Below are 25,810 nucleotides of genomic sequence, written 5' to 3' on the forward strand. Positions count from 1 at the left end.
GTTAATTTCACTCTCGGGGTCTGCGAATGTCATCCGCCACACAACCCATCGGCGTGATCGCGCGGCTGCTCGACCTTTCGGAACGACGGGTCCAACAACTGAGCCGCGAGGGCGTCATCCCGAAGGCCGAACGCGGCCAGTATGATCTGATTGGATCGGTCCGCGGCTATGTCCGTTATCTGCGCGATCAGGCGGTAAAGGCTCAGGCGGGCGCGCCAGACTATGCTGCCGAACGCGCGCGCTTCATCCGGGCGCGGGCCGACCTCGCCGAGATGGAGGCCGAGGAAAAGCGCCGCTCGCTGATCGCGGCCGAACAGATCGAGGCGGCTTGGATTGCAGTCCTTGCGCTTTTACGCACCCGCCTGCTGGCGCTTCCGGACCGGCTGGCCCCACAGGCTTTTGAACAATCAACCGTCGGAGACACCCGGAACCTGATCCGCGCCGCCATCCGCGAGGTGCTCGATGATCTCGCGCAGCCAGACATTGAACTTGAAGCCGACATTGACCTCGCGGAGTGCGCTCACTCTGCAGGGGGCACTGATCCTGAAGCGGACGGTGGCGAAGGCGCTGGCCGTTCTGAGGCCGCCGCCGGACCTGACGATCAGCGATTGGGCCGATCAGAACCGACGGCTGAGCTCTGAAGCCAGCGCCGAGCCGGGCCAGTGGCGCACGAGCCGCGCCGAATACCAGCGCGGGATCATGGAGGCGGTCTCGGATGCCGCCACCGAAACCGTCGTTATTATGTCCAGTTCACAGGTGGGCAAGACCGAAGTGGTGAATAACTGCGTCGGCTACCATATCGATCAGGACCCGGCGCCGATCATGGTGGTGATGCCGACCGAGCGTGATGCTGAAACCTGGTCAAAAGACCGCTTCTCGCCGATGGCGCGAGATACGCCCTGCTTGCAGGACAAGATTGCCAACCCGAAGTCACGGGACGGGAACAACAAGATCCTGCATAAGCGGTTTCCGGGCGGGCATTTGACCATTGTGGGTGCCAACGCACCCTCGGGGCTGGCGAGCCGCCCGATCAGGCTCCTTTTGTGCGATGAGGTCGACCGCTATCCGTTCAGTGCAGGCGCTGAAGGCGACCCGGTCAACCTCGCGAAAAAGCGGACGGTGACGTTCTGGAACCGCAAGATCGTGCTGGTCTCGACGCCGACGAATAAGGGCGCTAGCCGGATCGAGGCGGCGTTTGAGGAAAGCGACCAGCGCCGGTTTTGGGTGCCGTGCCCCGAATGTGGGCATGAACAAATTCTGACCTGGGGGCAGGTGAAATGGGACAAAGACGGGAATGGTGGCCATCGTCCCGAAACCGCACGCTACCACTGCGCCGAATGTGATGCGCCCTGGAAGGATGAGACCCGCTGGGCGGCCATCTCAAAAGGCCGCTGGATTGCGGATGCGCCGTTCAACGGGACGGCCGGATTCCATCTGAACGAGATCTATTCGCCATGGGTGCGGCTCGAGGCGATGGCCAAGGCGTTTCTGTCGGCGCGCGCCGGTGGGGACGAGACGATGAAGACCTTCATCAACACCTCGCTCGGCGAGACCTGGATGGAGAGCGGCGAGGCCCCGGATTGGCAGCGCCTGCAGGGTCTGAAGGAAGATTGGAGTGCAGGCACGGTGCCGGCGGGCGGGTTGTTCTTGACTGCCGGGGTCGACGTCCAGAAGGACCGGATCGAGGTCGATGTCTGGGCATGGGGTAAGGGGCTGCAAAGCTGGCTCATCGACCACATCGTTATCGATGGCGGGCCCGGCGAGCAGGCGTGCTGGCAAAAACTGACTGACCTTCTGGGACGGACTTGGGCTCACGCAAGCGGCACGCCGATGACAATCGCGCGGCTCGCGATCGACACGGGCTATGAAACGGCGGCCGTCTACGCCTGGGCGCGGCAGGTGGGCTTTGGCCAGGTCGCGCCGATCAAAGGCCTTGAGGGGTTCAATCGGGCAAGCCCTGTGATGGGGCCGACGTTTGTCGATGCGACGATCGCGGGCAAGCGCCTGCGCCGCGGAGCGCGGCTTTGGACAATAGCCACATCGACATTTAAGGCCGAGACCTATCGCTTCTTGCGGCTTGATCCGCCGGAAGTCACCAGCACGGCGGATGGGGAGCGGTTTCCTACCGGCTTTCTCCACCTGCCGGGCTGGGTCGATGCCGAATGGCTGAAGCAGCTGACGGCGGAGCAGCTGGTGACGGTCAAGAACAAGCGCGGCTTCGCGAAACTCGAATGGCAAAAGCTGAGGGAACGCAACGAGGCACTCGACTGCCGGGTTTATGCTCGCGCGGCCGCTTGGATCCTCGGAGCTGATCGCTGGTCAGACGCGCGGTGGGAAGAACTCGCGGCGCAGTTTGTGGTCGCTGATGCCAAGGGCACCACCTCTGCCGGGAGCCCTCAACTGGCCCGCAAGGCACAGGTGCGCCGCGTTGCGCGGTCAACATACATGGGATGAATTTGGGCATGGCGGATTTGGCGACACTGAAACTCCGCCGTGACAGTCTGACAGCACAACGCGCGTCGGGCGTGGCGCGCGTCAGCTATGACGGCAAGACGGTGGACTATCGTTCCGTCGCGGAAATCGATCGTGCCATCGAGGCGCTTGACCGCGAGATTGCAGCGGCCGAGGGGCGGCGGATCGTGCGGCAGGTCCGCGTGACGACCGCCAAGGGGCTCTGACAGCCATGGGGATGTTTGACCTGTTCCGCCGTCGGGCCACCGGCGGTCCTGAAGCCATGCGCGCGCGGCTTGAGGGGGCGATGGCCAAGCGCCGCTTGCGCGGCTGGAACCCGCCGCTCGAGAATATCAACGCGTTGGTCGCCTCTGGCGGACCCAGACTGCTGGCACGATCACGCGAGCTGGTGGTGACCAACGGCTATGCCGCCAATGCCTGTGAAGCCTTCGCGGCAAACCTTGTGGGCGACGGCATCAAGCCGTCCTCGCTGATCACGGATGCCGCGCTACGCGACCAGGTGCAAAAGCTCTGGCTCGCTTGGACGGATGAGGCGGATGCAGATGGTCTGACCGATTTCTACGGTCTGCAGGCCATGGTCGCGCGGGAGATGTTTGTCGCCGGCGAATGCTTTGTGCGCTTGCGCCCACGCCGGGCAGAAGACGGGCTGCTTGTGCCGCTGCAATTGCAGCTTCTGCAATCCGAGATGCTGCCGTTTGAGAAAACCGAGACGGACCCGAACGGGAACCGCATCCGCTGTGGGATCGAGTTCGACCTGATCGGGCGGCGAGTGGCCTATCATTTCCGCCGCCGCCATCCGGGGGACAGTACGGATCAGCGCATTGCCGTTCCCGACACGGTTCGTGTGCCGGCCGAGGAAGTCTTGCACATCTACCGGCCGATTGATGCGGGTCAGATCCGGGGCTTGCCACATGTGGCGCCTGCGATGGTGCGGTTGTTCCTCTTGGACCAATACGACGACGCCGAACTTGATCGCAAAAAGACCGCCGCGATGTTCGCAGGCTTCATCACCAAGACGACCCCGGAAGACCCGATGATGGGCGAAGGCGAGGCCGATCTCGACGGAGCGGCGATCGCCAGCCTGGAACCCGGCACCATGCAAGTGCTGTTGCCGGGCGAGGATGTGAAGTTCTCGAGCCCGGCCGATGTCGGCGGCGGCTATGAGGCGTTCCAATACCGCACGCTTCTGGCGGTCTCAGCCTCGCTGGGGCTGCCCTATCATCTGGTCACCGGCGATGTTCGGCAGGCGAATTATTCGAGCTTGCGGGCAGAACTGGTCGAGTTCCGTCGCCGCATCGGTCAGTTGCAGCACGGGGTCATCGCCCATCAGCTATGCCGCCCGATCTGGCGGCGCTGGCTGGAAACGGCCGTGCTCTCAGGCGCCTTGGATGCAGATCCGGTTGTCGCGCGACCCGTCCAATGGATCCCGCCACGGTGGGATTGGGTCGATCCGCTCAAAGACATCCAAGCGCAAGTGCTGGCGATGGAAGCGGGGCTCACCTCGCGGCGCAAGGTGGTCGAGGCTACGGGCTATGACATCGAAGAGGTCGATCGCGAGAATGCCTCTGATGCCAAGCGCGCTGCCGACCTGGGCCTGAGCTATCGCGCCAGCCCCGGCGAAACGCAGGGCGCGCGCGCCACACCAACGGGCATCCCTGACCCGAACACCCCAAACGAGGACGGCAGCGGGTCGTCCACGACACCGCAGCAGGAGTAAACTCATGAAATCCTGGTATACGATCCGTGCCCGTGCCTCGGGCACTGAAGTGCTGATCTATGACGAAATCGGCGCCTACGGCGTCACGGCGAAAGGCTTTCTGGCTGAACTGGGCGCGCTGCCCGATGATGCCGCGATTGATCTGCGCCTCAACAGCCCCGGCGGCTCAGTCTTTGACGCGGTCGCCATTTACAACGCGTTGAAGCGCCATGCGGGCGAGATCACCGTCTGGATCGATGGGATCGCGGCCTCGGCGGCAAGCTACATCGGCATGGCGGGTGATACCATCATCATGCCGGAAAACGCTTTCCTGATGATCCACGACCCCTCGGGGTTGGTCATGGGCACGGCCGAGGACATGCGCGCCACGGCTGAGGCGCTCGACAAGGTCAAAGGCAGCCTGATCCAAGGCTATGCCGCGAAATCAGGCAAACCTGACGAAGAGATTGCCGCCCTGATGGCAGCCGAGACTTGGCTCGATGCCAAGGATGCACTGGATCTCGGCTTTATCGACCGAATTGCCGAGCCTGTGAAACTTGCTGCGTCCTCCGATGTGGCGCGCTTCCGCAACGCACCGCCGGAAGTGGTCGAGGCAGCAAGCGAGGGAGGCGAGCCTGCAGCCCCTGAGCCCCAGTTCGAGGGTGTTGCAGAGGCCAACACCCTACCTGACCCCGAACATCCGGCTGCGGAGGCGCCAACCATGGCCGCATATGAGACCACTACTGCCGACACCGCGACGGTGCGTGCAGAGGCCATCGCCCATGCGCGTGCCGTGATCGATCTTTGCCGCCTCGCGGGTCAACCGCAGATGGCGGGCTGGTTCCTCGAAGAAGACGTGGGTCTCGATGAGGTCCGCAACCGCCTTCTCGCGGCAAAGGCCGACGTCACCCCCGACATCACCGCTGCACACGCCCAGCCCGGGCGTGCGGCCGCCACCCAATCCTGGGGCGATGTGATCGCCCGCACCTTCAAGACGAAAGGCTAACGCATCATGACCACGCTCACTGAAGGCAAACACGCGGGCGGCTTCCTCGTCTGGGAAGTGCTCCGCGACTACACCCGAGAACCCGTCACCATCGCTTCCGGTGCCGGAAAGCTCGAGCCCGGCACCGTGCTCGGCAAGATTACCACCGGCGGGAAATACACCGGGCTCGCACCGGCCGCGACGAACGGCAGCCAAAATGCTGCTGGCATTCTCTGGGCTGGCGTCGATGCCTCAGCAGCTGATGCACCCGGCGTTGTCGTGCTGCGCGGGCCCACGCTTGTGAACCAGCATGAACTCGTCTGGCCTGATGGCGCGACCGAGGCCCAGATCACCGCCGCCACCACGGCTTTGGCCGCGCTTGGCATCATCCTGCGCTGAGCCCTCTGACATAAGGATTCCCACACATGGCAACCATGGACATCTTCGAGGGCGACGCCTTCAGCATCATCGAGCTCACCCGGGCTCTGGAAAATATCCCCTTCAAACCGGCCATCCTGTCGGGTGCGGGCCTCTTCGGCTCGCGCGGCGTGCGCCAGCGCACCGTGATGATCGAAAGCCGCGATGGCACACTGTCGCTGATCCCGTTCTCGGAGCGGGGTTCGGCCTATGAACAGCAGGTACCCGAACGCCGCGACATGCGCGCCTTCGTATGTCGCCAGTTCAAGAAACAGGACGTGCTCTGGGCCGCCGAGATCCAAGGCATCCGCGAATTCAGATCGGAAACGGCGGTGCAGCAGGTACAAACTGAGGTGGCGCGCAAGATGGCTCGGCTGCGCAATGACGCAGAGGCCACCTTCGAGTTCCACCTCTTCAACGGCATTCAGGGCGTGGTGAAGGACCCGAAGGATGGGGCAACGGTCATCAACTACTACACCGAGTTCGGCATCACCCCGGCGGCTGAAGTGGATTTTGATCTCGACAACGCAAGCCCCGCCTCGGGCGCGCTCAGAAAGCGCTGCCAGTCGCTGATCGAAAGCGTCGAGGATAGTCTTGGTGGCTTGGCCGCAGGTCAGGTGCAGCTGCGCGCAGAATGCGGCTCGGCTTTCTTTGCCGATCTCGTGGCCCACAAGGAGGTGCGTGAAACCTATCTCAACACGGCTGCCGCAGCCGATTTGCGCGGCCGCGTCGGCGAAGAGGTCAGCTTTGGCGGCATCACCTTCCGCCGCTACCGCGGTGGCCTCGGCTTCGGCGTGCCGACGGACAAGGCGTATTTTTACCCTGAAGGGGTCGAGGGGCTCTTCGAGATTTACTACGCCCCGGCCGATACGTTCGAGACGGTGAACACGCTTGGCCTGCCGCTCTATGCCCGCATGATCCCAGACCGCGACCGAGACGAATGGGTGCGTCTCGAGATCGAAAGCAACCCGCTGCCGATCTGTACGCGCCCGCAAGTTCTGCGCTCGGCCAAGCGGACCTGATGAGCGCCTTCACTGACGCCCTCGGGGTGCTGTTCCTCGATGCCAATCTCTCGGTTGAGATCTGGCATCGGGACAGCGAAGGGCAGTTTACGCGCGCCCGGGGCATCTTGCGCCGCCCCGATGAGATCACCGAGTTCGGATCGGCGCGGCTTATGTCAGACACCACTCGGATCGATGTTCGGGTGGTGGATATCCCAGCACCTCGGCCGCAGGAGCAGATCCTGATCGGGGACGAAACCTTCCTGATCCAGGGCGAGCCACGCCGTGACCGCGAGCGGCTCATTTGGACGATTGAACTGACCCCCGCATGAAATTGGGCCTCGACATCACACCCGACCTCGTCGCCGTGATGGCCGCCGAAATCAAGGCCGGCGAAAAGGCCGTCAGCGCCGCAATGCGCGAAGCTGGCACGGACCTGAAAGCCGCCTGGCGCGGGCAGATCACGCAAGCGGGGCTGGGCCGACGCTTGGCAAATTCGATCCGGAGCCAGACTTATCCAAAGGCTGGTGAAAGCTTGAAAGCCGCCGCGCTCGTTTGGTCAAAGGCCCCAGAAATTGTCGGGGCACATGACACGGGCCCGTTGATCCGCTCGAAGGACGGCTTTTGGCTGGCCATACCGACCGCGGCTGCCGGCAAAGGCCTGAAAGGTGGGCGCATCACACCGGGCGAATGGGAACGACGGAGGGGGCTACGCCTGCGGTTCGTCTATCGGCGCCGGGGGCCAAGCCTCTTGGTAGCCGACGGGCGGTTGAACAGCCGCGGACTGGGCGTTGCGTCTCGCTCAAAGACCGGGCGCGGTAAGGCGACAGTACCGATCTTCCTACTGGTGCCACAGGTGAAGCTCGCGAAACGGCTGGATCTGGCGCGGGATGCAGAGCGCGCGCAGGCGGCCGTGCCGGGGCTGATCGTGGCGAACTGGGTGGAGAACAAGCGTTGAGTTTGCGCGAAAGCATCCTCGCTGCGCTGAACGCGCGGCTCTCAGCTCTACCCGCCACCAACCTGCGCGGCGAAGTGCTGCCTGAGCGCGTGCCGGCCGAAGGGCTATTGATCTTGCGCGATGGCGAACCGGGTGAACCCGAGGTGACCTTGTCGCCTCTGATTTACCACTACCAGCATAGGGCCGAGATTGAAGCTGTGGTCCGGGGAACGGACCGTGATGCCGCGTTCGACATGCTGATCGCCAGCATCGGCATGGCGCTCGCCGCCGACCGGACGCTAGGCGGGCTCTGTGACTGGGTCGAGGCCAAAGCCCCGCAGCCTGTCGACCTGCCTGTCGAGGGCGCGGCGAGCCTGAAGGCGGCCGTGATCCCGGTGGTGCTGCACTATTCAACGACTGACCCGCTGGGGTGACTTCGCGGCGAGCCTGAAGGCCGCGTTCGGCGGGACGATAGTCCACTGGACTGTCGTCTCATCCGACTCACTCCCGGTGGTGCTCCACTATTCCACGGCCCACCCGCTGGCCTGACCCCTACAACCCGAGGAGAGAACCATGGCACGAGCCCAAGGGGCGCGGGCGCAAATGGCGCTGGCGTTCGAAACGACCTATGGCACGCCGCCTGCGAGCGGCTACACCAAGATGCCCTTCGCCAGCACGACGCTGGGGGCAGAGCAACCGCTGCAAACCTCGGAGCTTCTTGGCTATGGCCGCGATCCGCAGGCCCCAATCAAGGATGCGGTGACGGCCGATGGCGATGTGGTCGTGCCGCTCGATGCCGAGGCTTTCGGCTTCTGGCTCAAGGCTGCCTTTGGCACCCCGACAACCACCGGTACAGGCCCCTATACTCACGAATTCCGCTCTGGAAACTGGGCACTGCCGTCGTTCTCGGTCGAAACCGGGATGCCGGAGGTGCCGCGCTTTGCGATGTATTCCGGCTGCATGGTCGACAGCCTCAACTGGCAGATGGCGAGGTCGGGCTTGCTGACGGCCACTGCCAGCATCGTGGCCCAGGGCGAAAACATCGCCACGAGCACCGCGGCGGGAACACCCGCCATGATCGCGCTGAAACGCTTTGGTCATTTCAACGGGGCCATCACGCGGAATGGGGCCAACATCGGTAACGTTGTCTCTGCCGACCTTACCTATGCCAACAATCTCGACCGGATTGAGACTATTCGCGCTGATGGGAAGATCGATGGTGCCGATCCGTCTATCGCGGCGCTGACCGGTAATGTCGTTGTCCGCTTTGCCGATCAGACGCTGGTGACGCAAGCGATCAACGGCGAGGCCTGCGAGTTGGAGTTCTCCTATACCCTGCCCACCGGCGAGACCCTGACCCTGACGGCCCATGCCGTTTATCTCCCGCGTCCCCGGATCGAGATTTCCGGCCCGCAAGGCGTACAGGCCACCTTTGATTGGCAGGCGGCCAGCGACGCAACCATGGGCCGGATGTGCACCGTCACGCTCACCAATGACCGCGAGGATTACTGACCATGCTGCGCTTAAACTTGTCCACGGAACCGCGCTGGCTCGATCTGGGCCATGGCGTACGCTTGCTTGTGGAGCCGCTAACCACCGCCATTATGTTGGCCGCGAGGAGCGATCCGGCGATTGTCGCCGCGGCGGCTGAGGCTGAGGGCGATGCGGCCCATTCCAACGATGACCTCGCGCGGATCGTCGCCAAAGCAGTCGCCCGCATCGTCGTGAAGGATTGGGACGGCGTGGGCGATGAAGACGGCAAGCCAATGCCTCTCACGCCCGAGGGCATCGATGCCCTGCTGGAGCTTTGGCCGATCTTTGAGGCCTTTCAGACGAAATACATCGCAGGCGCGCTTATTCTGGATGCGGAAAAAAACGTCTGACCGCTCTCGCCGACTGGGAATTCGGCGGGGGCGGTCAGTATTGCGCCGCATGCCCCTGTGTTTGCGCGGAATGCCCGCGCAGTATTCACAAACCGCTGACCCTTGAGGGGTGGCAGGTCTGGGATCTAGTGCAGCGCCTCGGTGGACAGGTGCGCGTTGCTGGCGGCATGAGCAGCGGCGTTGCTCTTGGCTGGGATATGGGGGCAGCGCTGCAACTCGGTGCAGCCCTTGGGCTCTCGCCCCTCATCGTCGCGGAACTCCTGCCGCCCATCGAGGCGGTGATGGTGCGCAAGATCAACGAAGCAATGCAGGCCGGATCAGGCCTGACCTGACCTCGTTTCCATTGGGAACGAGGTTTCATCCATTGAGGACGTCTTTCCATGGCAGAAAAGCGCGTTTCCGTCCGGCTTTCCGCGACTGGCGGCCGACAGGTGCGCGCCGAATTGGAAGGTGTCGGCAAAGCCGGATCGCGGGGCTTCGGCCGTCTCAGCCGTGAAATGGAGTTCGCGAACACCCGCATGGCGGCCTTCGTGCGCCGTGCCCGGATCGCCGCGACGGCGGCAGCCACAGCCTTGGCCGGTGCGGTTGTCGCGATGACCCGCTCGACGGTCGCGGCCGCCAACGAAATCAACCAGCTTTCTCAGGTCGCCAATGCCGCTCCCGAGGTCTTCCAACGCTGGTCGGCAGCCTCGGCCACCGTGGGCATCGAACAAGAAAAACTCGCCGATATCCTGAAGGACGTGAACGACCGCGTGGGCGACTTCCTGCAAACCGGCGGCGGCCCGATGGCGGATTTCTTTGAGAATATCGCGCCGCGCGTTGGGGTGACGGCGGATCAGTTCGCCCGTCTTTCGGGGCCGGAAGCGCTGCAGCTTTATGTCTCGAGCCTCGAGCGCGCGGGTGTCAGCCAACAGGAGATGACCTTCTATCTCGAGGCCATGGCCTCGGATGCGACGCGGCTGATCCCCCTGCTGCAAAACGGCGGTGCAGAGATGACCAGGCTTGGGGCGCAGGCGCAGGCGCTTGGTGCGGTGCTGGACGCTGATGCCATCGCCGCCATGCGCCGGTCGGAACTCGCGTTGGTCAGCATCGGCCAGGTCTTTACGGGCGTTCGCAACCGGATTGCCGTGGCGCTCGCTCCGACGCTGGAGGCTGCGGCCAATGCGTTTGTCGCCATTGCATCCAGCACCAGCCCGATCAGTCGGGCGTTCGATGCGGTACTGGCCAACCTTGACCGGCTGGCGATCTATGCCAGCACCTTCGCCACCTTTCTCGCCGGACGCTGGGTGGCCGCCATGGCCGCCGCGGCGCTCTCTGTCCGAGGCCTCGCCACTACGCTTGTCGTGCTGAAAGGCGCCCTCATCCGCACCGGCGTCGGCGCTTTGATCGTCGGCGCGGGCGAGTTGGTCTACTGGTTCACGCGCCTCGCCTCTGGCGCCGGCGGCTTCGGTGAGGCCATGCGGCTCTTGAAGGATGTCGCTGTCGAGGCATGGGAACGGATTAAAATGGGGGCCAACGCAGCCGGGTCGCGTGCCACAGCCATGTTTTATGATCTTAAAGCCGATGCCGCGATCGGCATGGCTGGGGCCATCGAGAGTGTCGTGGCTTTTGGCAACACGACCGCCAATACCTTCGAGGGCGCGCTTTTGGCCGTGCGCGAGATCTGGTCGCGCTTGCCGGATGTGATCGGGGATCTGGTCTTCTCGGCGGCCAACCGCATGCTCGACGGGATCGAGGCCATGCTGAACGGCGCAATTCGCCGAATTGACGCCTTCACGGGGCGCATTCGGGATGCGTTGGCGGCGGTCGGCATCGAGACCACCTTTGGTCAGATCGGCGAGATCAACCTCGGCGATATCCCGAACCCTTTCGCAGGCGCCTCCGCTGATGCAGGGACGGCTGCGGCAGAGGCTTTTCGGCGAGCCTTCGAGGATAACCCACTCTCTGTTCCCGACCTTGGGCTGGATGGCATTGCGGCCGATGCCCTGGAAACAGCCAATATTTACCGGCGTGCTGCCACGGATCTTGCGAATGGAGCGACAGCCCCACTCACCTCCTGGGGCGCACTTCGCGATGCCGTTGCGGGCACGGGCGAAGAAGGCGCGGCGGCGCTGGATGAGGCCACGGCCTCTGCAGATCGGCTATCGGATGCCATGGGGCGCGCCGGTGGCGCGGCAGGAAGTGCCGGAGATCGGATCGCCACCGGGTGGCGCGCAGTCTCTGAATCTCTTCAGGCTTATGCCACGGATGCTCTGAACTGGGGCAAAGGCCTCGGCGAAACCCTGACCGGAGCCTTCAGTGGTGCCGAAAGCGCCTTCCGAAGCTTCGTCGAGACCGGCAAATTCGATTTCAAGGGCCTCGTGCGCTCGATCCTGGCAGACCTCGCGGTTCTGTCGTTCAAGCGTGCAGTGCTGGGACCCATCGCCTCCGCGCTCTCAGGCATCTTTGGCGGCGGCTCTGTTGCGGCGGCTGTCTCGCATGCGGGCGGTATCGTAGGCCTGTCCGGACATAACCGCTCTGTGCCTGCGATGGCTTTCGCAGCGGCACCCCGGATGCATTCCGGCGGTTGGGCAGGTCTCCGCCCCGATGAGGTCCCGACAATCCTGCAGCGCGGTGAGCGAGTGCTGAATCGGCGTGAAGCGGCAGACTATGGCAGGGGCGGCGGTGCTGGCGCAGGCGTGACGGTGAACATCGACGCGCGCGGTGCACAGATGGGCGTGGCCGAGCAGATCGACGCTCGCCTTCGCGCGGCCATCCCCGAGATCGCCCGCATTGCGAAGGAAAGCGTAGCCGATGGGCGGCGCCGGGGTCAGGTGATCTAAAATCATGGCCATTCCTGTCTTGCCACTGACGCTCGTGTCTTCGCTCGAGCGGCGCCTGGTGACATCCGTTGCCGAGACTCGCTCGCCCTTCACCGGCACATCCCAGATCCAGGACTGGGGCGCGTCGTGGTGGGAGTACCAGATCGAGATGGCGGTGACCCAAGGGGCCAAGGCGCGGCGGCTTTCGGCCTTCTTAACCGCCCTTGGTGGATTGCGGGGCCGGTTCCTGTTCCCCGATCCCTCGATCGAGGTGCCGGTGGCGGCGGGCAATCCTTACGTGACCGAGGCGCAAGTCGCAGGGGCATCCACCTTGCGCACGGCAGGTTGGGGGCTTGGTCTGCGCGCGGGGGATTTCTTCCAGGTGGGTTCGGATGCCACCACGCGGCTTTACCAGCTGACGGGCGATGTGACGCCCTTGGGCAGCGAGGCGACGCTCGCCTTCGTGCCGCCGCTTCGGGCTTCTGTACCGGTCGGCACGCTGCTTGGCCTTGAGACCCCGTCAGTTCTGTTGCGCCTGACGGCTCCAGTGCCCTCGGTCATCGGCCGGGCGGATCAGCACCGCTTCACGATATCAGCGCGGGAGGCGCTCTAATGAGCCGTGATCTCACCATCGCCTTCGCCACTGCGCTGGCAGATCAGAGCCTGCGGCCGGTCATCTTCTTCGAGGGCCAGTTCGCCACGGGCTGGGTGCGTATCTGGTCAGGTCTGGGAGAGGTCAGTTGGAACGGCCAAAGCTGGGCCGGGGCTGGGTCTCTTCTCGGGCTCGGCTCCCTCGACGAAACCGGGGAAGTTGTGGCGGGCGGCACGGCCGTCTCGCTTTCCGGCGTGCCGCTGGACCTTGTGCAGATGGCCATCGAGGAGGCCCGCCAAGGCTTGCCGGGTCGCATCTGGCTGGGGCTTCTGGCCGAGAATGGCAGCATCATTGCTGATCCGGTTCAGGCCTTCTCGGGCCGGCTCGATGTGCCAGAAATCAAGGATGATGAGGATACCTGCACGATCACCATCAGCTATGAGAGCCGGCTCATTGATCTCACCGTAGCCCGGACCTGGCGCTACACCCATGAAAGCCAGCAAGTCTTGTTCCCGGGCGATCTCGGGTTTGAATACGTGACCGCAATCCAGGATCGCGAAATCACCTGGGGGCGGGGATAGACATGGCCCGCGTCGATCACTGGGAACGCCTTCTAGCCGCAGCCATCGATACGGCAAGGGCTAAGCCTTTCGTCTGGGGCGTTCATGACTGCCCGACCTTTGCTTTCGAGACGCGCATGATCCTGACCGGTGGTGAGGATGTCGCTGCTCTTTGGCGGGGTCGCTACACCACGGCGCTCGGCGGCGAGCGTGTGATGCGCCGACTGGGCTGGGCCTCGCTTGAGGACATGGGTCGTGCGCTTCTGGGCGAACCACGCCCGTCGGTGCTTCTTGCTGGGCGCGGCGACATCGTTCTGGCGGACACCGGTCTTGGCTTCGGCATCTGCACTGGGGCCACGGCGGTTGGGATGGCCCCTGAAGGCCTCATGACCGTTCCACTGACCTCTTGCCAGCTTGCCTGGCCCATCTGAACCTGGACTGACCCCATGCCTTTTATCGTGACAGCCGTCACCGCGATCGCGGGGGCGATCAGCAGCGTATTGGCTGCAGGCGGAATTGGTGCGGCACTTCTGCGGATCGGCGGCACACTCCTGCTGTCCTATGCGGCGCAGGCCCTGATGCCCAAACCGCAGACCACAATGCAGCCGCGGACGGTGACGATCCGCGAGCCCGTCGTGCCGCGCGACCTCGTCTACGGCCGCACCCGCAAGGGCGGGGTCATCGTCTTCCTGCATTCCTCAGGATCAGACAACACATACCTCGATCTGGTGATCGTGCTGGCGACGCACCGGGTTAAATCCATTGGAGCGATTTACTTCGAGGGCGAGATGGCCCTCAACGCGGACGGCGTGGCCCAAGGCCGTTGGGCCGGCAAGGTCCTCGTCGAAAAGAAACTGGGCGCCGCCAACCAGACAGCCTTCGCTGGTCTGAAAGCTGCGCTTCCCGACAAATGGACCGAGAACCATCGGCTGCGGGGCTGTGCTGCGATCCGGCTGCGCCTCACCTATGACCAGGACGCCTTTCCGGGGGGCATCCCGAACATTACGGTGGACATCGAGGGGAAGGACGACATCTGGGACCCGCGGACGCAAACCGCAGGCTATTCCGAAAACCCCGCGCTTTGTCTCGCCGACTATATGGCCAACTCAACCTGGGGCATCGGCGCGCGCATTGGTCAGCCAGACGGCATTGATGAACTGTCCTTGGTCGAGGCGGCGAACATCTGCGACGAGACTGTCGCGCTGGCAGGCGGTGGGTCAGAGCCGCGCTATGCCTGCAATGGGGTGATTACCCTCTCCGAGGTCCCGAAGACCATCATTGAGGGGATGCTGTCGAGCTTCGCCGGCCGCTGCGCCTTCTCGAGCGGGTCCTGGCGCATCCACGCGGGGGCCTGGCGCGCACCAGATGTGGCGCTCACTTCGGACCATGTCCGCGAGGGCGGGCTGACCTTGGCGACGCGCGTGACGATGTCGTCGAACTTCAACGGTGTGCGCGGGCAGTTCGTCAGCCCCGAGAACGATTGGCAGCCCGACGACTTCCCGGCCTATGCGAGTGATGTTTACCTCGCCGAGGACGGGGGTGAGCGGAAATGGCGCGACATCTCGCTGCCCTTCACGATCTCGGCTGCGATGGCCCAACGGCTGGCCAAGATTGAGCTGGAGCGGGCGCGTCGACAAATGACGGTGCGCTTGTCGGGGAAACTGTCGGCATGGGCGGCCACAGTCGGAGATGTGGTGACGCTCTCCTATGGCCGCTGGGGCTTTGCGGCCAAACCCTTCGAGGTCCATGGGGTCAGTCTTGATCTGACGGCCTCGGGCGATGGGGCGCTGCTCCTGCCAGAACTCGTGCTGCGCGAAACATCGCCCTTGGTCTATGACTGGTCAGCGTCAGAGCAGCAGATCTACGCAGCCGCCCCGCGGACAGCGCTCCCCAATGCCTATGATATCCCGGCACCCGGCGCACCGCAGGTCACCGAGGACCTCTATGTCACACGGGATGGGGGTGGGCTGAAGGTTCTAGCCAAGGTCGCTTGGGAAGCCGCACCCTCGGGATTTGTCGCGGCCTATCAGCTGCAAGGCAAACTGACGGGAGCTGCCGACTGGATCGACTATGGCCGTACCGACGGGACTGCCCTTGAAATCCGCGATATCGCGCCGGGGGATTGGGCCTTCCGCGTGAAGGCGATCTCGGTTCTGGGTGTCTCCTCGCCCTGGCAGGAAACCCAAGCAGAAATACTCGGGCTCACCGCGCCTCCGGCCCAACTCGAGAATGTCACACTGCAAACGGCGGGCGGTCTTGCGATCCTCAAATGGACACGCTCGGCCGATCCCGATGTGCGGGTCGGTGGCAACATCGTGATCCGGCATTCAAAGGAAGCGACGGCCACCTGGGCCGACAGCTATTCGATGGACCGGGTGTCGGGCGGCGAAGCCATCGCCGTGGTGCCGCTCAAACCCGGCACCTATCTGGTGCGGGCTGAAGACAGCGGCGGCCGCGCCGGGCCTGAGACCCGGGTCTCGACCAAGGGCGCGCAGGTTCTGACCTTCTCGACCTTGGACTTCCTGCAGGCCGATCCCGGCTTCTTCGGCCCGAAATCTGGGCTGCAGGTCACGGGTTCGACCCTGACGCTGGCAACGGCAACCGCGAACGGCGTGACACAGGTAAGCACGATGGAGGGGCAGTACGGCTTTGCCGCTGGGCTCGATCTCGGTGCGGTGAAACGTGTCCGCCTCCGATCCGAAATCGGCGTGGCGGCACTGGCACTCAACGACCGCATCGATGCGCGCACTGCCTTGATGGACACATGGGCCGACTTTGACGGATCGGCCGGTGCAGAAATCGATGTGCTCTTTGAGATCCGCGAGACCGATGACGATCTTGCCGCATCACCGAACTGGGGTCCCTGGGGCCGTCTCGACAACCACGAAATCGAGGCCCGTGCGGTGGAAGCACGGGCGCATCTCACGACGAAGGACGCGTCCTATACGCCCATCGTTAGCCAATTGCGGCTTTACGCCGACGAGGTCACCTAATGCCCCAGACATCCAGCTTCGTGATCGCGAACGACGCGGGCGCGGCCGTTCGGGCGCGCATCAATGAGGTGATCGCGGCGCTGCAATCAACGAGTGCCGGGGCCTCAGCGCCAACAGCGACGACGGCAGGTATGCTATGGGTCGACACCTCAGTCTCGCCGCCGGTGCTGCGCCGCCGGAACCCCACGAACACGGGCTGGGATGCGCTGCTCGATGCGGCAGGCAATCTGGCGGGGCTGGGAAATACAGCAGTGGCGCGTACGAACCTTGGCCTCGGGACAATGGCCACGAAATCCGCAGCCGACTACGACGCGGCGATTGCGGCGAAGGCCGCGCTGTCCGGGGCAACCTTCACCGGCGTCGTCACTGCCCCGAACTTCGTCTCCTCGTCTGATATCAGGCTCAAATCCGATGTGGAGACCATCGCCAACGCACTGGCTCTGGTCTGCGCCCTGCGCGGGGTGCGCTTCACCATGGATGGAAGCCGCCAGATCGGCGTCATCGCCCAAGAAGTGGAGCCGGTCTTACCCGAAGTGGTGCGAGTGGGCGAGGCGGGTCAGCTCTCCGTCGCTTACGGCAATATAACCGGCCTTCTGATCGAGGCCGTCAAGGAGCTCGCTGCCCGGGTGGCGGCGCTTGAGGAGGCACGCCCATGAATGATGGTGGGTTCATCGACATGATCAACTCGTTCTTCGGAGGTGCCGTGACCACGCTGATCGGCGCCTTTACCGGACGGCTGATGTGGCATTCGGGCGAGGTGAAGCTCGGCAATCGCCGCTTCTTCGGCAAGGAACTCCTCTGGGAAATCCCCGTCGCCGTCGGCATGGCCCTGATCGGGGAGGCCGCGGCGCGTTACATCGGCTTGTCTCAGCCCGTCTCGACGGGGTTTGTGGCAACGCTTGCTTATCTAGGCCCGCGCGGGGCGGAAGCGCTGCTGGCGGCCTGGCTCTGTCGTAAGAAATAACCCGCCCACCACGTCGCTGAAATCATACACGCCGTCTCATCTGGGGCGGCGTTTTGCATTGCATGGGAGACAACCATGACGCCGTTTGACATCGCCCGCAGCTACATCGGCACGACCGAGGGCCCAGGCCCCGCCGACAACCCCATCATCATGGAGATGTATGCCTCGATCGGTCACGACTGGGTTGAGCATGATAGCGTCGCCTGGTGTGCGGCATTCGTCGGGCATTGCCTCGAGCGGGCCGGGATCCGCTCGACCCGCAAGCTGACCGCGCGGTCTTATCTCGACTGGGGCGTGCCGGTGGACTTTGCGGATGCCCAGCAAGGCGATATCGGCGTGATCCCCCGCGGCTCGTCCAGCTGGCAGGGCCATGTCTTCTTCATCGACCGGATCGAGGGACAATGGGTCTGGGGCCTGGGCGGCAACCAAGACGACGCCGTCAATGTGAAACGCTTTCCGGTCTCGAAGCTCCTCGGGGTGCGGCGCGCGGGAAATGTCGCGCCGAGCGTGACGCTCTCGGTGGCGGCGGTCCAGCAGCGCTTGAAGGATCTGGGCTATCACGAAGTCGGTCAAGTCGACGGAAAAGTGGGGCCACGCACCCGCGCTGCCATTTTGGCCTTCCGAAACGACAACGATCTGGCTCTCGTGCCGATCGTCGATGTCGCGCTGACCGAGGCTCTGGAAACTGCCGCTCCTCGCGAAATCACACCGGAGAGGGCATCTGGCGCGCCTGCACAAAGCCGGCTCCTGACGGCCGCCAATGCGCAGATCGGTCTCGGCGCGATTGGTGCTGCGGGCTCCATCGGCAGCCAGATCGCGCCGGCACTCGTGGAGGCCGAACAGGCCCGAGACATGGCCGGGCGCGTGTTCACATTGATCGGCCTGGAAGAGTGGCTCTCCGTCTCCCTGCCATGGATCGGCGCGGCGGTGTTTATCGGCGTGGTCTTTTATGCGCTGCGCGCAAAGGCGGCCCGGATCGACGATCACCGCACGGGGAAAACGCCATGACTTGGGTCTTGATCGTTGTCTCCTGCATCGCAGGCGACAGCCTGCCTGACTGCGGCAGTGGGATCAGCCCAGTTCGCTTTCCAGACTTCGCCGCCTGCGAAGATGCCGCTGTTCGAACGTATGATCACATGCGGGCCAACGCCGATGCGCGCGGGCAAACCGTACTGCTGCTCGATACGCGTTGCTTGGCCCTCTCACCGGGGGCACCGGCATGAGTGCCATCCTGACCATGCTGTTCGCGGGCCTTGGTCGACGCTTCGCCTATTGGGGCGCAATTGTTGCGGCCGTTGGCGTCGCAGTCTGGATCCTGCTCCGGCAGGGCAAGCACGCCGCAGAGGCCGACCTCGCCATCCGCCGCGCCGATGCCCGTGTCCGCGCGCTGCAAACGTCCAAGGACATCCGTCATGACCTTCAAAACACTGATCGTACCGATCTTGAGCGTCGGGCTGACCGCTGGATGCGCGATTGACCCGCGAGGTTTGCGGGACGATTGCGATTGGGCCGAGCCTATTCGCCCCTCGCGCCAGGACCTGCTGAGCGATGACACTCTGGCCCAGATCGTTGCCCATAACGAAGTCGGCGCGCGGCTCTGCGGGTGGCAGCCATGACAATCGCCACCTTGAGCGAAGGTCCGGCCATCCTCATCGGTTACGCTTGGCGGCTGCAGATTGAAGCGGAAGCACCAGTTTTTGCAGACGGTGCAAGCTATGCCGGCCATCTGCGCCTCAAACCCAGTGACCCGACGCTGCTGGCAGACCTGTCTAGCGCTGATGGCGGGATACAGCACATCACAGCAACTGTGTTGGAACTGTCTCTGACCCCGTCCCAAACCGCCGTGCTCACACCGGGCCGCGTGGTGCTGGATTTGGTGCGCACCGATCTCGAGCCAGACCTGCACTTGGGGTTTCTTCTCGAAATCCCAGTGATGATGCCAGTGACGCGAGGGCTGAGCCCATGAGTGAAGCGATCCGGCAAACAGGCCCGATCACCATCACCGCGCCGATCAAGTTGCGCGTTGTAAACGGGCCATTCCGTATTCGGCTTGGCGGCCAGCCAGGACCGCAGGGAGCTACAGGCCCACAAGGCGACAAAGGCGATCAAGGTGATCCGGGCATCACGATCCTGCCCACCGACGCCCCCATCAATGGAGGATTTTTCTGATGGCCAATACGATCCAGCTCAAACGCCGCGTCTCCGGCGTGGCGGGTGCGCCCGCAGCACTGAAATCAGGCGAGCTTGCCCACAACGAGGTCGACAACACGGTCTATGTCGGCAAGGGCGACGACGGCAGCGGCAATGCAACCTCCATCGTCCCCATAGCCGGGAGTGGCGGCTTTCTGGCGCTGGTGGGCACGCAGACAGTTGGTGGGGCCAAAACCTTCTCTCTCGTGCCAAAATCTGGACAAGATGCCAGCAGCGGGACCGATCTTGTTCGCAAGTCGCAGGTCGACAGTCTGCTATCGGCGAAAGCGCCCTTGGCGTCACCCACCTTCTCGGGATCACCCACGGCGCCGACGGCGGTTGCGGGCACGAACTCGACGCAGATTGCAACGACGGCCTTCGTCAATGACGCCATTGCCGGCTTTGGCGCCGGCGACATGGCAAAATCCACCTATGACACCGACAATGATGGCAAGGTGGATGCCGCGGAAGTTGCGGATGCCGCTCCCTGGGCCGGGATCACCGGCAAGCCCACGAGCTTTACGCCCTCCAGCCACAGCCATTCGATCGCGCAAGTTACGGGGCTCCAGACGGCGCTGGATGCAAAGGCACCTCTTGCATCGCCTGCGCTGACAGGATCGCCGACCGCCCCCACTGCAACGGCCGGCACGAACACGACGCAGATCGCGACCACAGCCTTTGTTGCCGCCGCAATTGGGGCGCTCATCGATGCCGCTCCTGGTGCGATGGACACGCTGAACGAGTTGGCCGCGGCGCTGGGCGACGATCCAAACTTTGCAACGACCGTCACCAACGCGCTTGCAGGCAAGCTCTCTGCCGCATCGAACCTGTCCGACGTCCCCAATAAAGCAACGTCGCGGTCGAACCTCGGACTGGGGTCCATGGCCACGCAAGCCTCCAGCAATGTCGCGATCACCGGTGGGTCGATCAACGGGATCACCCTTGACGGTGGGACCTTCTGATCATGGCAAACACCGTATTGGTAAAGCGCACCACCGTAGCAGGCCGGGTGCCGACAGCGGAGCAACTCGCTGCTGGTGAGTTGGCGGTAAATGTCCCCGACGGCAAGCTGTTCCTGAAGCGTGTCTCTGGCGCTGAAACCGTGATCGAGCTCGGACAAACTGGACCGCAAGGACCCGCAGGACCGGCTGGTCCTCAGGGCGTGACCGGGCCAACAGGGCCTCAGGGTCCCACTGGGGCAACGGGGGCAACGGGCCCGAAAGGTGACACAGGCGCAACAGGTCCTCAGGGTCCAACGGGCGCCACAGGACCGACACCAGCGCATCAATGGTCCGGCACCAGTCTCCGCTTTTTCAACGGATCAACCTGGGGTGCTTACGTAAACCTGAAAGGTGCCACCGGGGCAACAGGTGCGACGGGAGCCAAGGGTGATACTGGCGCCACAGGACCGACAGGACCCCAGGGACCTGCGGGTCCCACGGGTGCCACCGGGCCTACGGGTCCACAAGGCCCCGCAGGAGCAGACGGCTCCCCAGACACCGCAGCACAGGTGCGTGCCAAACTGTTGACGGTGGATGGCTCTGGATCGGGAATTGATGCCGATCTTCTTGATGGCAGCCATGCCAGTGCCTTTGCACTCCTATCGGGTGCGACGTTCAGCGGTGTCGTGACCGCACCGAACTTCGTCTCCTCGTCGGACGCACGGCTCAAGTCCGACATCGCGCCCATCGCAGATGCGCTGGCCAAGGTGCAGGCCCTGACCGGCGTCACCTTCACCATGGCGGGCAGCGACGCGCGGCAGATGGGCCTCATCGCACAAGAGGTTCAGAGCGTTGCGCCGGAGGCCGTCGTCGAGGCGGAGGGCATTCTGCGCCTCGCTTATGGCAATCTCGTGGGCCTCCTCGTGGAGGCCATCAAGGACCTCGCTCAGGAGGTCGATCAGCTGAAAAGGAGCGCGCCGTGATCGAGACCGGGCTGCATGTCATCTACAACACGGGCTCCCGCCTGCATTATGCAGTCGACGTCCAAGACACCTATGCCGGGATTGCCGTGTTCGATCCCTGTGAGATCGGCCAAGGGCTGCGCGATGGCATCGAGCCACTGCCATGGGCAGACTTAGCGGCAGCGCTTGAGACACCTTATGACCGCTCGAATGCCGCAGGCTTTGTCGATATGCGCGGCAACGGCGTGTTCATTCCAGATTTGCCCGGATTGACCCATGGGGCGATCTATAGGGGGCGTTCTTATGTGTTTCTCGACGGGATGATCGGCCATGATGAAATCACTGATTACGCGTTGATTGATATCATGACCAACGAAGCGGGATTCCCGCTTCCTTGGCGTAACCGCTTTGCGCAGTCTGCGCGCGAAAAAGTTGACTTTTCCTTCCGGCATAGGGCCCGAACGCAGTGCTCCAACGCGCTGGTGATCTTCATGCCAATCGCGGGACCCCTGTCCAGCGCGCGTATCGAAGTCCTCTGTGAGCAGGAGCCAATCCTACTGAATGGTACGACCGTCGCTGGCCGGATCGACGACGCGACCATCCCCAACGATGGTCAGTGGTTCAAGCAGTTCTATTTCCATACGGTGGCGACCGAAACGGTGACCGTTCCTGCGGGAGGGCGGGCTCATGTGCCGATCGCGCTGCGCTGGAATATCGATGGCGCGCCATGCGCACACGCGCTGGCGCTGAAGCTCGATAGTGACGCCGGCTATCTGCCGAAACGGCGGCTAATGACTGACATGAATGGGGCGGGCACCTTTGCAGTCGAGGCGCTGGGGCTCAACCCGGGCGACCAAATCGCGGTCAAGATCAACAGCGAGCATTACACCGCGATCGGCAAGATCATCCTGGAGGTGGTGTGATGGAAATCAACACCACAACTGAGTTCCAGCTGATCTATCCGGCCTTCGTTATGCACAAGCACTGGGAGATGCCCGAGGGATTCAATGACCGCCTGTACGCATTGGCGGCCGAGGACGCGGTGGCGAACCGCATTCAAGACGCGGACGACGGCCGAAATGTTGGAGACCAGACCAACCATCTCGGGCATCTGCGCCACAACTTCCTGGTGGATCGGCAGGACCCGGCTATCGCTGTTTTGGCGCAGATGGTGGCGACCGGGGTGCGCGAATATCTGCAGTTGGCTTACGGATACGACCACACCGGCGAGATCGCCATGATGTCGGACACCTTCTGGCAAAGGCGGGCCGCCCGAGAAAACGTTGGCATCAACGCCCACACCCATATCCAGACTGACATCATCTGCACTTATTATCCGCGGGTCGTGCTCGACGCGGATTGTCCCAATACCTCGCTCCATCGTGGCTCGGTGCGCTTCTACGATCCAGCCAATGTCGGCAAGCGGCTTTGGCCCTCTAACAACCCAGACGCTTATGTCGGCGGCTGGTATGCGGTCGAGCCTCGAACGGGCTCCATGCTCGTCTTCGAGGGCCATGTGCCCCACGACAGCACCTATTTCGAAGGCGAGGAGCGGATGTGCATCCCCGTCCTCTGTTCGCTCAAACTACCCAATTCGCACTGCAAGGCCGGTCTCTCCGAGATCCTGGCCCATCAGGAGCAAGGAGGCAGCCATGGCCTATAAGGTCGGAACCACCATCGTGATCGACGACAGCGGCAACGTGGACTGGTCGCGGATAAGCAACAAGCCAGCAATTGGTGCAGGCACAATCACAGGCGTATCTCTCAGCAATGGCACCCCGACGTCTGGGGGGTCTTTTTGGCCGCGCGTTTACAACTATTCCGGCGGCAACTGTAACTGCGTGGCAAACTGCACGGTTCACAGCCTCTCTGGCGGCGGCAGCTCTGGTGCAGTGACCATTACAGCCAACCGCTACAGCTTCAACTGCAACTGCAACTGCCGGTGCTGACGATGGAGATCCGCAGCACGAGTATTGACCTTTGGCCGACGCGGGTCGCGTTCTTCGAAACACCGGTCGACTGGATGGTGAATAGGCAACTGGCCGACGAGGCCATCGCCGCCGTCGAAGCGACCGGAAGCGGGTCGATGGCCAATGCAGCCAAGCGCCGTGTGCGTGGCATACTTGAGAAAAGCAACGCAGGTCATTCCATAAAAGCCCATCTCTTCGCCTGCGCGCGTGCTGTCCTTGGCCCTTGGGCCAAGTATCTCGATCCCGACCATTGCGAAAACCGCGCATTGGTCATCGAGCCCGGTGGCTTCATCTCCACCCACAAGGATAGCCGCGAGGGGGATCTGACCTGCGTCCACTTCCTGACCGGCAGTGGGTCGGGCCAGCCGGTGAATAGCGTGGGCACTCCGCGCTTCGTGATCGAGGACCCATCGCGCTACTTCGACGAGGGACGACTGCCCTTCGAATCCCGGCATGGCTTCTCGGTTAATCCGCGACCGGGGCTTTCCGTGTTCTTTCCCTCCCACATTCCCCACAACCAGCACCCCTGTGAGGGGAGCGCGCCCCATGTTCAGGTGGTCGCGAACTTCCGTGTTAACCTGCCCACCGCCATTGAAGAAAGGCTGTTTGACTGATGTGGTTCGATCTGACGCTGGAAGCGCGTGACGGCAGCCGCCATCAAATGCGCTACAACCCGCACACCTCCGAATGTGAGGGGCTGCCGCTGCCGGTCGAACCTGGCATCTTCGCGCCGGTGCCACGCGTAGCCAAAGACAAGCCCCTCGGAAAATCCCGCGCTCCCCGCATCCTGAAAATCCAACTCGGACTCTCGTGCAACTATGCCTGCAGCTATTGCAACCAGGCCTTCCAGATTACGGATGCCACAGTCTCGAAACTGGCGGATGTCGAACACTTCCTGATCGAGCTCGACGGCTGGATCACCGACGCGCCGGAGACGATCGAGCTCTGGGGTGGGGAGCCGTTTCTTTACTGGGCCAAAATCAAGCGGCTGATCCCCGCGCTGGCGGAGCGCTTCCCGGCGGCGCGCTTCTCGATCATCACCAACAGCTCGCTCCTCGACCGAGAAAAGCTCGACTTCATCGCGGCCCACGATATCGCCATCACGATTTCGCATGACGGGCCCGGTCAGCATCTGCGCGGGCCGGATCCGTTCGACGATCCTGTCAAGAGTCACTGGATCCAAACCCTTTTGGCTGAGCGCCCCGAAAAGACCGGTTTCAATGCGGTTCTGACGCGCCAGCATCACGACCTTCGGGCGCTCAAGGCATGGTTCGCCGAAAAGGTCGGGCCGGACATCTTCGTTGGGCTCGAGGGTGTCGTGAATGTCTATGATGCGGCGACCGCCATCGGAACGGGACGGTTTGAGCCCTCGGAGCTGAACAGCTTAACGCGGTCGATCTTCGAGGCGCTGGCAGAGGACCCCAACGCCTTTGGCCTCGGGGAGCGCATCAACGAGTTCTATGCTGCTATCCAGCGCCGCAGGCCCATCGATGCCCTCGGCCAAAAATGCGGAATGGACAGCCCCGACGCCATTGCCGTTGACCTGCGCGGGAACGTCATGACCTGTCAGAACACCGGGGCTAAGGGAGCGCACAAGATCGGCCACGTCGCCGACTTCGACGCCATCGCGCTCGACACCGCGACGCATTTTGCCTTCCGAGATGAATGCATGTCATGCCCCGTCGTTCAGCTCTGCAAGGGATCTTGCATGTTCCTCGAAGGGGAGTTCTTCAAGCAGAGCTGCGCCAACGAGTTCGCCTTCAATATGGGGATCATGATGGCCGCCGTCTGGCATTTGACGGGGATGGTGGTGGTTGGGCTGGAAGGTGGCAGATTGCCGACCCCGTAAGCGCGACGAGCTTGTTGCCCGGTTGCGCGACGGTCCGTTCTGAGGACGGCGGCGCTGCAGCATGTTCACCGGTTGTCGGGTACAGCCGGGAGTTCCAGGCGCGGGCGGTGCATAACCTGGCATGCTGCCAAATGGAACGGCGATCTCGAACGTGCCAGGCGACTATGCCGTGATGCGAGGGCAGGCTCGGGATTGCCGCGACCCATGATACACGCAAGGCACGCTTTATTCTTGATATTGCGCCGCCACGAAATCGGCACCATCTTTGGTGAACAACACATCCGGTCCACGGGCATCCATCTGCTCATCCAGCATGTCAAAGATGGTTTGCCCCCGGTCAACATCGACTGCGTCACGCAGTTCAGTGCCGTACGCACTCGCCACCATGGTCTCCAAATGATCCATGAACTCCAGTGTAAATCTGCCAATGCAAGGCTCGAATAAACTAGATATGGTGTTCTTGTCGTAAATTGGATAGGCTGAATTCCACGTCGTCCGATAGAAACTGAGAATGAATATCTCGATAGAAACGGGGGCCCATCCTTTAGACCTTGCATGCGCGCCGATCGAGGCTTTTATTCTGCCCAGTCGCTGGTC

Annotated in this window: 33 protein-coding genes; 32 read left to right on the forward strand and 1 reads right to left on the reverse strand. The window is 63.2% G+C overall.

Translation table 11 applies throughout. From position 1 onward, the window contains the following. Positions 1 to 26: 26 nt before the first annotated feature. The 32 genes from KUL25_RS21550 to KUL25_RS21710 all read left to right on the forward strand — a co-directional run bounded on the left by KUL25_RS21550 (position 27) and on the right by KUL25_RS21710 (position 25,213). A complete protein-coding gene (locus tag KUL25_RS21550) occupies positions 27 to 641 on the forward strand; it encodes a terminase small subunit, Nu1 (protein ID WP_257894768.1) in 615 nt (204 codons plus the stop codon). Next, positions 556 to 2,454 (forward strand): phage terminase large subunit family protein, encoded by a 1,899-nt coding sequence (locus tag KUL25_RS21555; RefSeq protein WP_257894769.1) that lies wholly within the window; start codon positions 556 to 558, stop codon positions 2,452 to 2,454. Before KUL25_RS21550 ends, KUL25_RS21555 begins: the two co-directional genes overlap by 86 nt. A gap of 8 nt (positions 2,455 to 2,462) precedes the next feature. Beyond that, on the forward strand, positions 2,463 to 2,678 hold the full coding sequence (locus KUL25_RS21560; protein WP_257894770.1) for a phage head-tail joining protein: 216 nt from the start codon (positions 2,463 to 2,465) through the stop codon (positions 2,676 to 2,678). An 11-nt stretch (positions 2,679 to 2,689) separates the two neighbouring features. After that, the gene (locus KUL25_RS21565; protein ID WP_257894771.1) at positions 2,690 to 4,189 is read left to right on the forward strand and encodes a phage portal protein; all 1,500 of its coding nucleotides are present in this window, start codon (positions 2,690 to 2,692) and stop codon (positions 4,187 to 4,189) included. Between the two features lie 4 nt (positions 4,190 to 4,193). Further along, complete coding sequence (locus KUL25_RS21570; RefSeq protein ID WP_257894772.1) at positions 4,194 to 5,174, forward strand: head maturation protease, ClpP-related; 981 nt, start codon at positions 4,194 to 4,196, stop codon at positions 5,172 to 5,174. Between the two features lie 6 nt (positions 5,175 to 5,180). Beyond that, positions 5,181 to 5,552, forward strand: a complete 372-nt coding sequence (locus KUL25_RS21575; RefSeq protein WP_257894773.1) for a head decoration protein — start codon at positions 5,181 to 5,183, stop codon at positions 5,550 to 5,552. 26 nt (positions 5,553 to 5,578) lie between these two features. Further along, complete coding sequence (locus KUL25_RS21580) at positions 5,579 to 6,592, forward strand: major capsid protein (RefSeq protein WP_257894774.1); 1,014 nt, start codon at positions 5,579 to 5,581, stop codon at positions 6,590 to 6,592. After that, positions 6,592 to 6,903, forward strand: coding sequence for a head-tail joining protein (locus KUL25_RS21585; protein ID WP_257894775.1), 312 nt, complete (start codon positions 6,592 to 6,594; stop codon positions 6,901 to 6,903). The genes KUL25_RS21580 and KUL25_RS21585 overlap by 1 nt, the downstream gene beginning before the upstream one ends. Then, a complete protein-coding gene (locus KUL25_RS21590) occupies positions 6,900 to 7,529 on the forward strand; it encodes a DUF6441 family protein (RefSeq protein WP_257894776.1) in 630 nt (209 codons plus the stop codon). Before KUL25_RS21585 ends, KUL25_RS21590 begins: the two co-directional genes overlap by 4 nt. Beyond that, the gene (locus KUL25_RS21595; RefSeq protein WP_257894777.1) at positions 7,526 to 7,942 is read left to right on the forward strand and encodes an acyl-CoA transferase; all 417 of its coding nucleotides are present in this window, start codon (positions 7,526 to 7,528) and stop codon (positions 7,940 to 7,942) included. The genes KUL25_RS21590 and KUL25_RS21595 overlap by 4 nt, the downstream gene beginning before the upstream one ends. A gap of 139 nt (positions 7,943 to 8,081) precedes the next feature. Then, entirely contained in the window at positions 8,082 to 9,020 is a 939-nt protein-coding gene (locus tag KUL25_RS21600) for a phage tail tube protein (protein WP_257894778.1), read from the forward strand. Positions 9,021 to 9,022: 2 nt separating this feature from the next. Next, positions 9,023 to 9,391 carry a hypothetical protein gene (locus KUL25_RS21605; RefSeq protein WP_257894779.1) on the forward strand — a complete coding sequence of 123 codons (369 nt, stop codon included), beginning with the start codon at positions 9,023 to 9,025 and terminating at the stop codon, positions 9,389 to 9,391. Positions 9,392 to 9,558: 167 nt separating this feature from the next. After that, the gene (locus KUL25_RS21610; protein ID WP_257894780.1) at positions 9,559 to 9,723 is read left to right on the forward strand and encodes a DUF7697 family protein; all 165 of its coding nucleotides are present in this window, start codon (positions 9,559 to 9,561) and stop codon (positions 9,721 to 9,723) included. A gap of 48 nt (positions 9,724 to 9,771) precedes the next feature. Further along, entirely contained in the window at positions 9,772 to 12,213 is a 2,442-nt protein-coding gene (locus KUL25_RS21615; protein ID WP_257894781.1) for a phage tail tape measure C-terminal domain-containing protein, read from the forward strand. Between the two features lie 4 nt (positions 12,214 to 12,217). After that, complete coding sequence (locus tag KUL25_RS21620) at positions 12,218 to 12,805, forward strand: hypothetical protein (protein WP_257894782.1); 588 nt, start codon at positions 12,218 to 12,220, stop codon at positions 12,803 to 12,805. Continuing rightward, positions 12,805 to 13,365: a hypothetical protein gene (locus KUL25_RS21625; protein ID WP_257894783.1), complete on the forward strand. Its 561-nt coding sequence runs from the start codon at positions 12,805 to 12,807 to the stop codon at positions 13,363 to 13,365. Before KUL25_RS21620 ends, KUL25_RS21625 begins: the two co-directional genes overlap by 1 nt. Positions 13,366 to 13,367: 2 nt before the next feature. Continuing rightward, complete coding sequence (locus KUL25_RS21630; RefSeq protein WP_136340485.1) at positions 13,368 to 13,775, forward strand: DUF6950 family protein; 408 nt, start codon at positions 13,368 to 13,370, stop codon at positions 13,773 to 13,775. Between the two features lie 15 nt (positions 13,776 to 13,790). Continuing rightward, a complete protein-coding gene (locus tag KUL25_RS21635) occupies positions 13,791 to 16,337 on the forward strand; it encodes a phage tail protein (protein ID WP_257894784.1) in 2,547 nt (848 codons plus the stop codon). After that, positions 16,337 to 16,993: a tail fiber domain-containing protein gene (locus tag KUL25_RS21640; protein WP_257894785.1), complete on the forward strand. Its 657-nt coding sequence runs from the start codon at positions 16,337 to 16,339 to the stop codon at positions 16,991 to 16,993. Before KUL25_RS21635 ends, KUL25_RS21640 begins: the two co-directional genes overlap by 1 nt. Continuing rightward, complete coding sequence (locus tag KUL25_RS21645) at positions 16,990 to 17,301, forward strand: phage holin family protein (RefSeq protein ID WP_048599768.1); 312 nt, start codon at positions 16,990 to 16,992, stop codon at positions 17,299 to 17,301. The genes KUL25_RS21640 and KUL25_RS21645 overlap by 4 nt, the downstream gene beginning before the upstream one ends. 75 nt (positions 17,302 to 17,376) lie before the next feature. Beyond that, a complete protein-coding gene (locus KUL25_RS21650; RefSeq protein ID WP_257894786.1) occupies positions 17,377 to 18,309 on the forward strand; it encodes a C40 family peptidase in 933 nt (310 codons plus the stop codon). Then, entirely contained in the window at positions 18,306 to 18,524 is a 219-nt protein-coding gene (locus KUL25_RS21655; RefSeq protein WP_257894787.1) for a hypothetical protein, read from the forward strand. Before KUL25_RS21650 ends, KUL25_RS21655 begins: the two co-directional genes overlap by 4 nt. Continuing rightward, positions 18,521 to 18,778: a hypothetical protein gene (locus KUL25_RS21660; RefSeq protein WP_257894788.1), complete on the forward strand. Its 258-nt coding sequence runs from the start codon at positions 18,521 to 18,523 to the stop codon at positions 18,776 to 18,778. Before KUL25_RS21655 ends, KUL25_RS21660 begins: the two co-directional genes overlap by 4 nt. Before the next feature lie 135 nt (positions 18,779 to 18,913). Further along, the gene (locus tag KUL25_RS21665) at positions 18,914 to 19,267 is read left to right on the forward strand and encodes a hypothetical protein (RefSeq protein WP_257894789.1); all 354 of its coding nucleotides are present in this window, start codon (positions 18,914 to 18,916) and stop codon (positions 19,265 to 19,267) included. Then, positions 19,264 to 19,470, forward strand: coding sequence for a hypothetical protein (locus tag KUL25_RS21670; RefSeq protein WP_257894790.1), 207 nt, complete (start codon positions 19,264 to 19,266; stop codon positions 19,468 to 19,470). Before KUL25_RS21665 ends, KUL25_RS21670 begins: the two co-directional genes overlap by 4 nt. Further along, positions 19,470 to 20,453 (forward strand): head decoration protein, encoded by a 984-nt coding sequence (locus KUL25_RS21675; RefSeq protein WP_257894791.1) that lies wholly within the window; start codon positions 19,470 to 19,472, stop codon positions 20,451 to 20,453. The genes KUL25_RS21670 and KUL25_RS21675 overlap by 1 nt, the downstream gene beginning before the upstream one ends. A 548-nt stretch (positions 20,454 to 21,001) precedes the next feature. Beyond that, entirely contained in the window at positions 21,002 to 21,415 is a 414-nt protein-coding gene (locus tag KUL25_RS21880) for a tail fiber domain-containing protein (RefSeq protein WP_257894921.1), read from the forward strand. Beyond that, entirely contained in the window at positions 21,412 to 22,317 is a 906-nt protein-coding gene (locus tag KUL25_RS21690; protein WP_257894792.1) for a hypothetical protein, read from the forward strand. Before KUL25_RS21880 ends, KUL25_RS21690 begins: the two co-directional genes overlap by 4 nt. After that, a complete protein-coding gene (locus tag KUL25_RS21695; protein ID WP_257894793.1) occupies positions 22,317 to 23,057 on the forward strand; it encodes a hypothetical protein in 741 nt (246 codons plus the stop codon). Before KUL25_RS21690 ends, KUL25_RS21695 begins: the two co-directional genes overlap by 1 nt. Continuing rightward, the gene (locus KUL25_RS21700) at positions 23,047 to 23,343 is read left to right on the forward strand and encodes a hypothetical protein (protein ID WP_257894794.1); all 297 of its coding nucleotides are present in this window, start codon (positions 23,047 to 23,049) and stop codon (positions 23,341 to 23,343) included. The genes KUL25_RS21695 and KUL25_RS21700 overlap by 11 nt, the downstream gene beginning before the upstream one ends. A gap of 2 nt (positions 23,344 to 23,345) precedes the next feature. Then, positions 23,346 to 23,978, forward strand: a complete 633-nt coding sequence (locus KUL25_RS21705) for a hypothetical protein (protein WP_257894795.1) — start codon at positions 23,346 to 23,348, stop codon at positions 23,976 to 23,978. Further along, on the forward strand, positions 23,978 to 25,213 hold the full coding sequence (locus KUL25_RS21710) for a radical SAM/SPASM domain-containing protein (RefSeq protein WP_257894796.1): 1,236 nt from the start codon (positions 23,978 to 23,980) through the stop codon (positions 25,211 to 25,213). Before KUL25_RS21705 ends, KUL25_RS21710 begins: the two co-directional genes overlap by 1 nt. 225 nt (positions 25,214 to 25,438) lie before the next feature. Here KUL25_RS21710 and KUL25_RS21715 read toward each other — a convergent pair. Further along, a partial coding sequence (locus KUL25_RS21715; RefSeq protein ID WP_257894797.1) for a hypothetical protein occupies positions 25,439 to 25,810 on the reverse strand: 372 nt, incomplete at its 5' end.

The sequence above is a fragment of the Gymnodinialimonas phycosphaerae genome, from assembly GCF_019195455.1.
Classification (GTDB): Bacteria; Pseudomonadota; Alphaproteobacteria; order Rhodobacterales; family Rhodobacteraceae; genus Gymnodinialimonas; species Gymnodinialimonas phycosphaerae.

Coding starts and splice junctions, on each gene's coding strand:
- KUL25_RS21550 (WP_257894768.1), top strand. CDS start 27: ATGTCATCCGCCACACAACCCATCGGCGTGATCGCGCGGCTGCTCGAC.
- KUL25_RS21560 (WP_257894770.1), top strand. CDS start 2,463: ATGGCGGATTTGGCGACACTGAAACTCCGCCGTGACAGTCTGACAGCA.
- KUL25_RS21565 (WP_257894771.1), top strand. CDS start 2,690: ATGTTTGACCTGTTCCGCCGTCGGGCCACCGGCGGTCCTGAAGCCATG.
- KUL25_RS21570 (WP_257894772.1), top strand. CDS start 4,194: ATGAAATCCTGGTATACGATCCGTGCCCGTGCCTCGGGCACTGAAGTG.
- KUL25_RS21575 (WP_257894773.1), top strand. CDS start 5,181: ATGACCACGCTCACTGAAGGCAAACACGCGGGCGGCTTCCTCGTCTGG.
- KUL25_RS21580 (WP_257894774.1), top strand. CDS start 5,579: ATGGCAACCATGGACATCTTCGAGGGCGACGCCTTCAGCATCATCGAG.
- KUL25_RS21585 (WP_257894775.1), top strand. CDS start 6,592: ATGAGCGCCTTCACTGACGCCCTCGGGGTGCTGTTCCTCGATGCCAAT.
- KUL25_RS21590 (WP_257894776.1), top strand. CDS start 6,900: ATGAAATTGGGCCTCGACATCACACCCGACCTCGTCGCCGTGATGGCC.
- KUL25_RS21600 (WP_257894778.1), top strand. CDS start 8,082: ATGGCACGAGCCCAAGGGGCGCGGGCGCAAATGGCGCTGGCGTTCGAA.
- KUL25_RS21605 (WP_257894779.1), top strand. CDS start 9,023: ATGCTGCGCTTAAACTTGTCCACGGAACCGCGCTGGCTCGATCTGGGC.
- KUL25_RS21610 (WP_257894780.1), top strand. CDS start 9,559: ATGAGCAGCGGCGTTGCTCTTGGCTGGGATATGGGGGCAGCGCTGCAA.
- KUL25_RS21615 (WP_257894781.1), top strand. CDS start 9,772: ATGGCAGAAAAGCGCGTTTCCGTCCGGCTTTCCGCGACTGGCGGCCGA.
- KUL25_RS21620 (WP_257894782.1), top strand. CDS start 12,218: ATGGCCATTCCTGTCTTGCCACTGACGCTCGTGTCTTCGCTCGAGCGG.
- KUL25_RS21625 (WP_257894783.1), top strand. CDS start 12,805: ATGAGCCGTGATCTCACCATCGCCTTCGCCACTGCGCTGGCAGATCAG.
- KUL25_RS21630 (WP_136340485.1), top strand. CDS start 13,368: ATGGCCCGCGTCGATCACTGGGAACGCCTTCTAGCCGCAGCCATCGAT.
- KUL25_RS21635 (WP_257894784.1), top strand. CDS start 13,791: ATGCCTTTTATCGTGACAGCCGTCACCGCGATCGCGGGGGCGATCAGC.
- KUL25_RS21640 (WP_257894785.1), top strand. CDS start 16,337: ATGCCCCAGACATCCAGCTTCGTGATCGCGAACGACGCGGGCGCGGCC.
- KUL25_RS21645 (WP_048599768.1), top strand. CDS start 16,990: ATGAATGATGGTGGGTTCATCGACATGATCAACTCGTTCTTCGGAGGT.
- KUL25_RS21650 (WP_257894786.1), top strand. CDS start 17,377: ATGACGCCGTTTGACATCGCCCGCAGCTACATCGGCACGACCGAGGGC.
- KUL25_RS21655 (WP_257894787.1), top strand. CDS start 18,306: ATGACTTGGGTCTTGATCGTTGTCTCCTGCATCGCAGGCGACAGCCTG.
- KUL25_RS21660 (WP_257894788.1), top strand. CDS start 18,521: ATGAGTGCCATCCTGACCATGCTGTTCGCGGGCCTTGGTCGACGCTTC.
- KUL25_RS21665 (WP_257894789.1), top strand. CDS start 18,914: ATGACAATCGCCACCTTGAGCGAAGGTCCGGCCATCCTCATCGGTTAC.
- KUL25_RS21670 (WP_257894790.1), top strand. CDS start 19,264: ATGAGTGAAGCGATCCGGCAAACAGGCCCGATCACCATCACCGCGCCG.
- KUL25_RS21675 (WP_257894791.1), top strand. CDS start 19,470: ATGGCCAATACGATCCAGCTCAAACGCCGCGTCTCCGGCGTGGCGGGT.
- KUL25_RS21695 (WP_257894793.1), top strand. CDS start 22,317: ATGGAAATCAACACCACAACTGAGTTCCAGCTGATCTATCCGGCCTTC.
- KUL25_RS21700 (WP_257894794.1), top strand. CDS start 23,047: ATGGCCTATAAGGTCGGAACCACCATCGTGATCGACGACAGCGGCAAC.
- KUL25_RS21705 (WP_257894795.1), top strand. CDS start 23,346: ATGGAGATCCGCAGCACGAGTATTGACCTTTGGCCGACGCGGGTCGCG.
- KUL25_RS21710 (WP_257894796.1), top strand. CDS start 23,978: ATGTGGTTCGATCTGACGCTGGAAGCGCGTGACGGCAGCCGCCATCAA.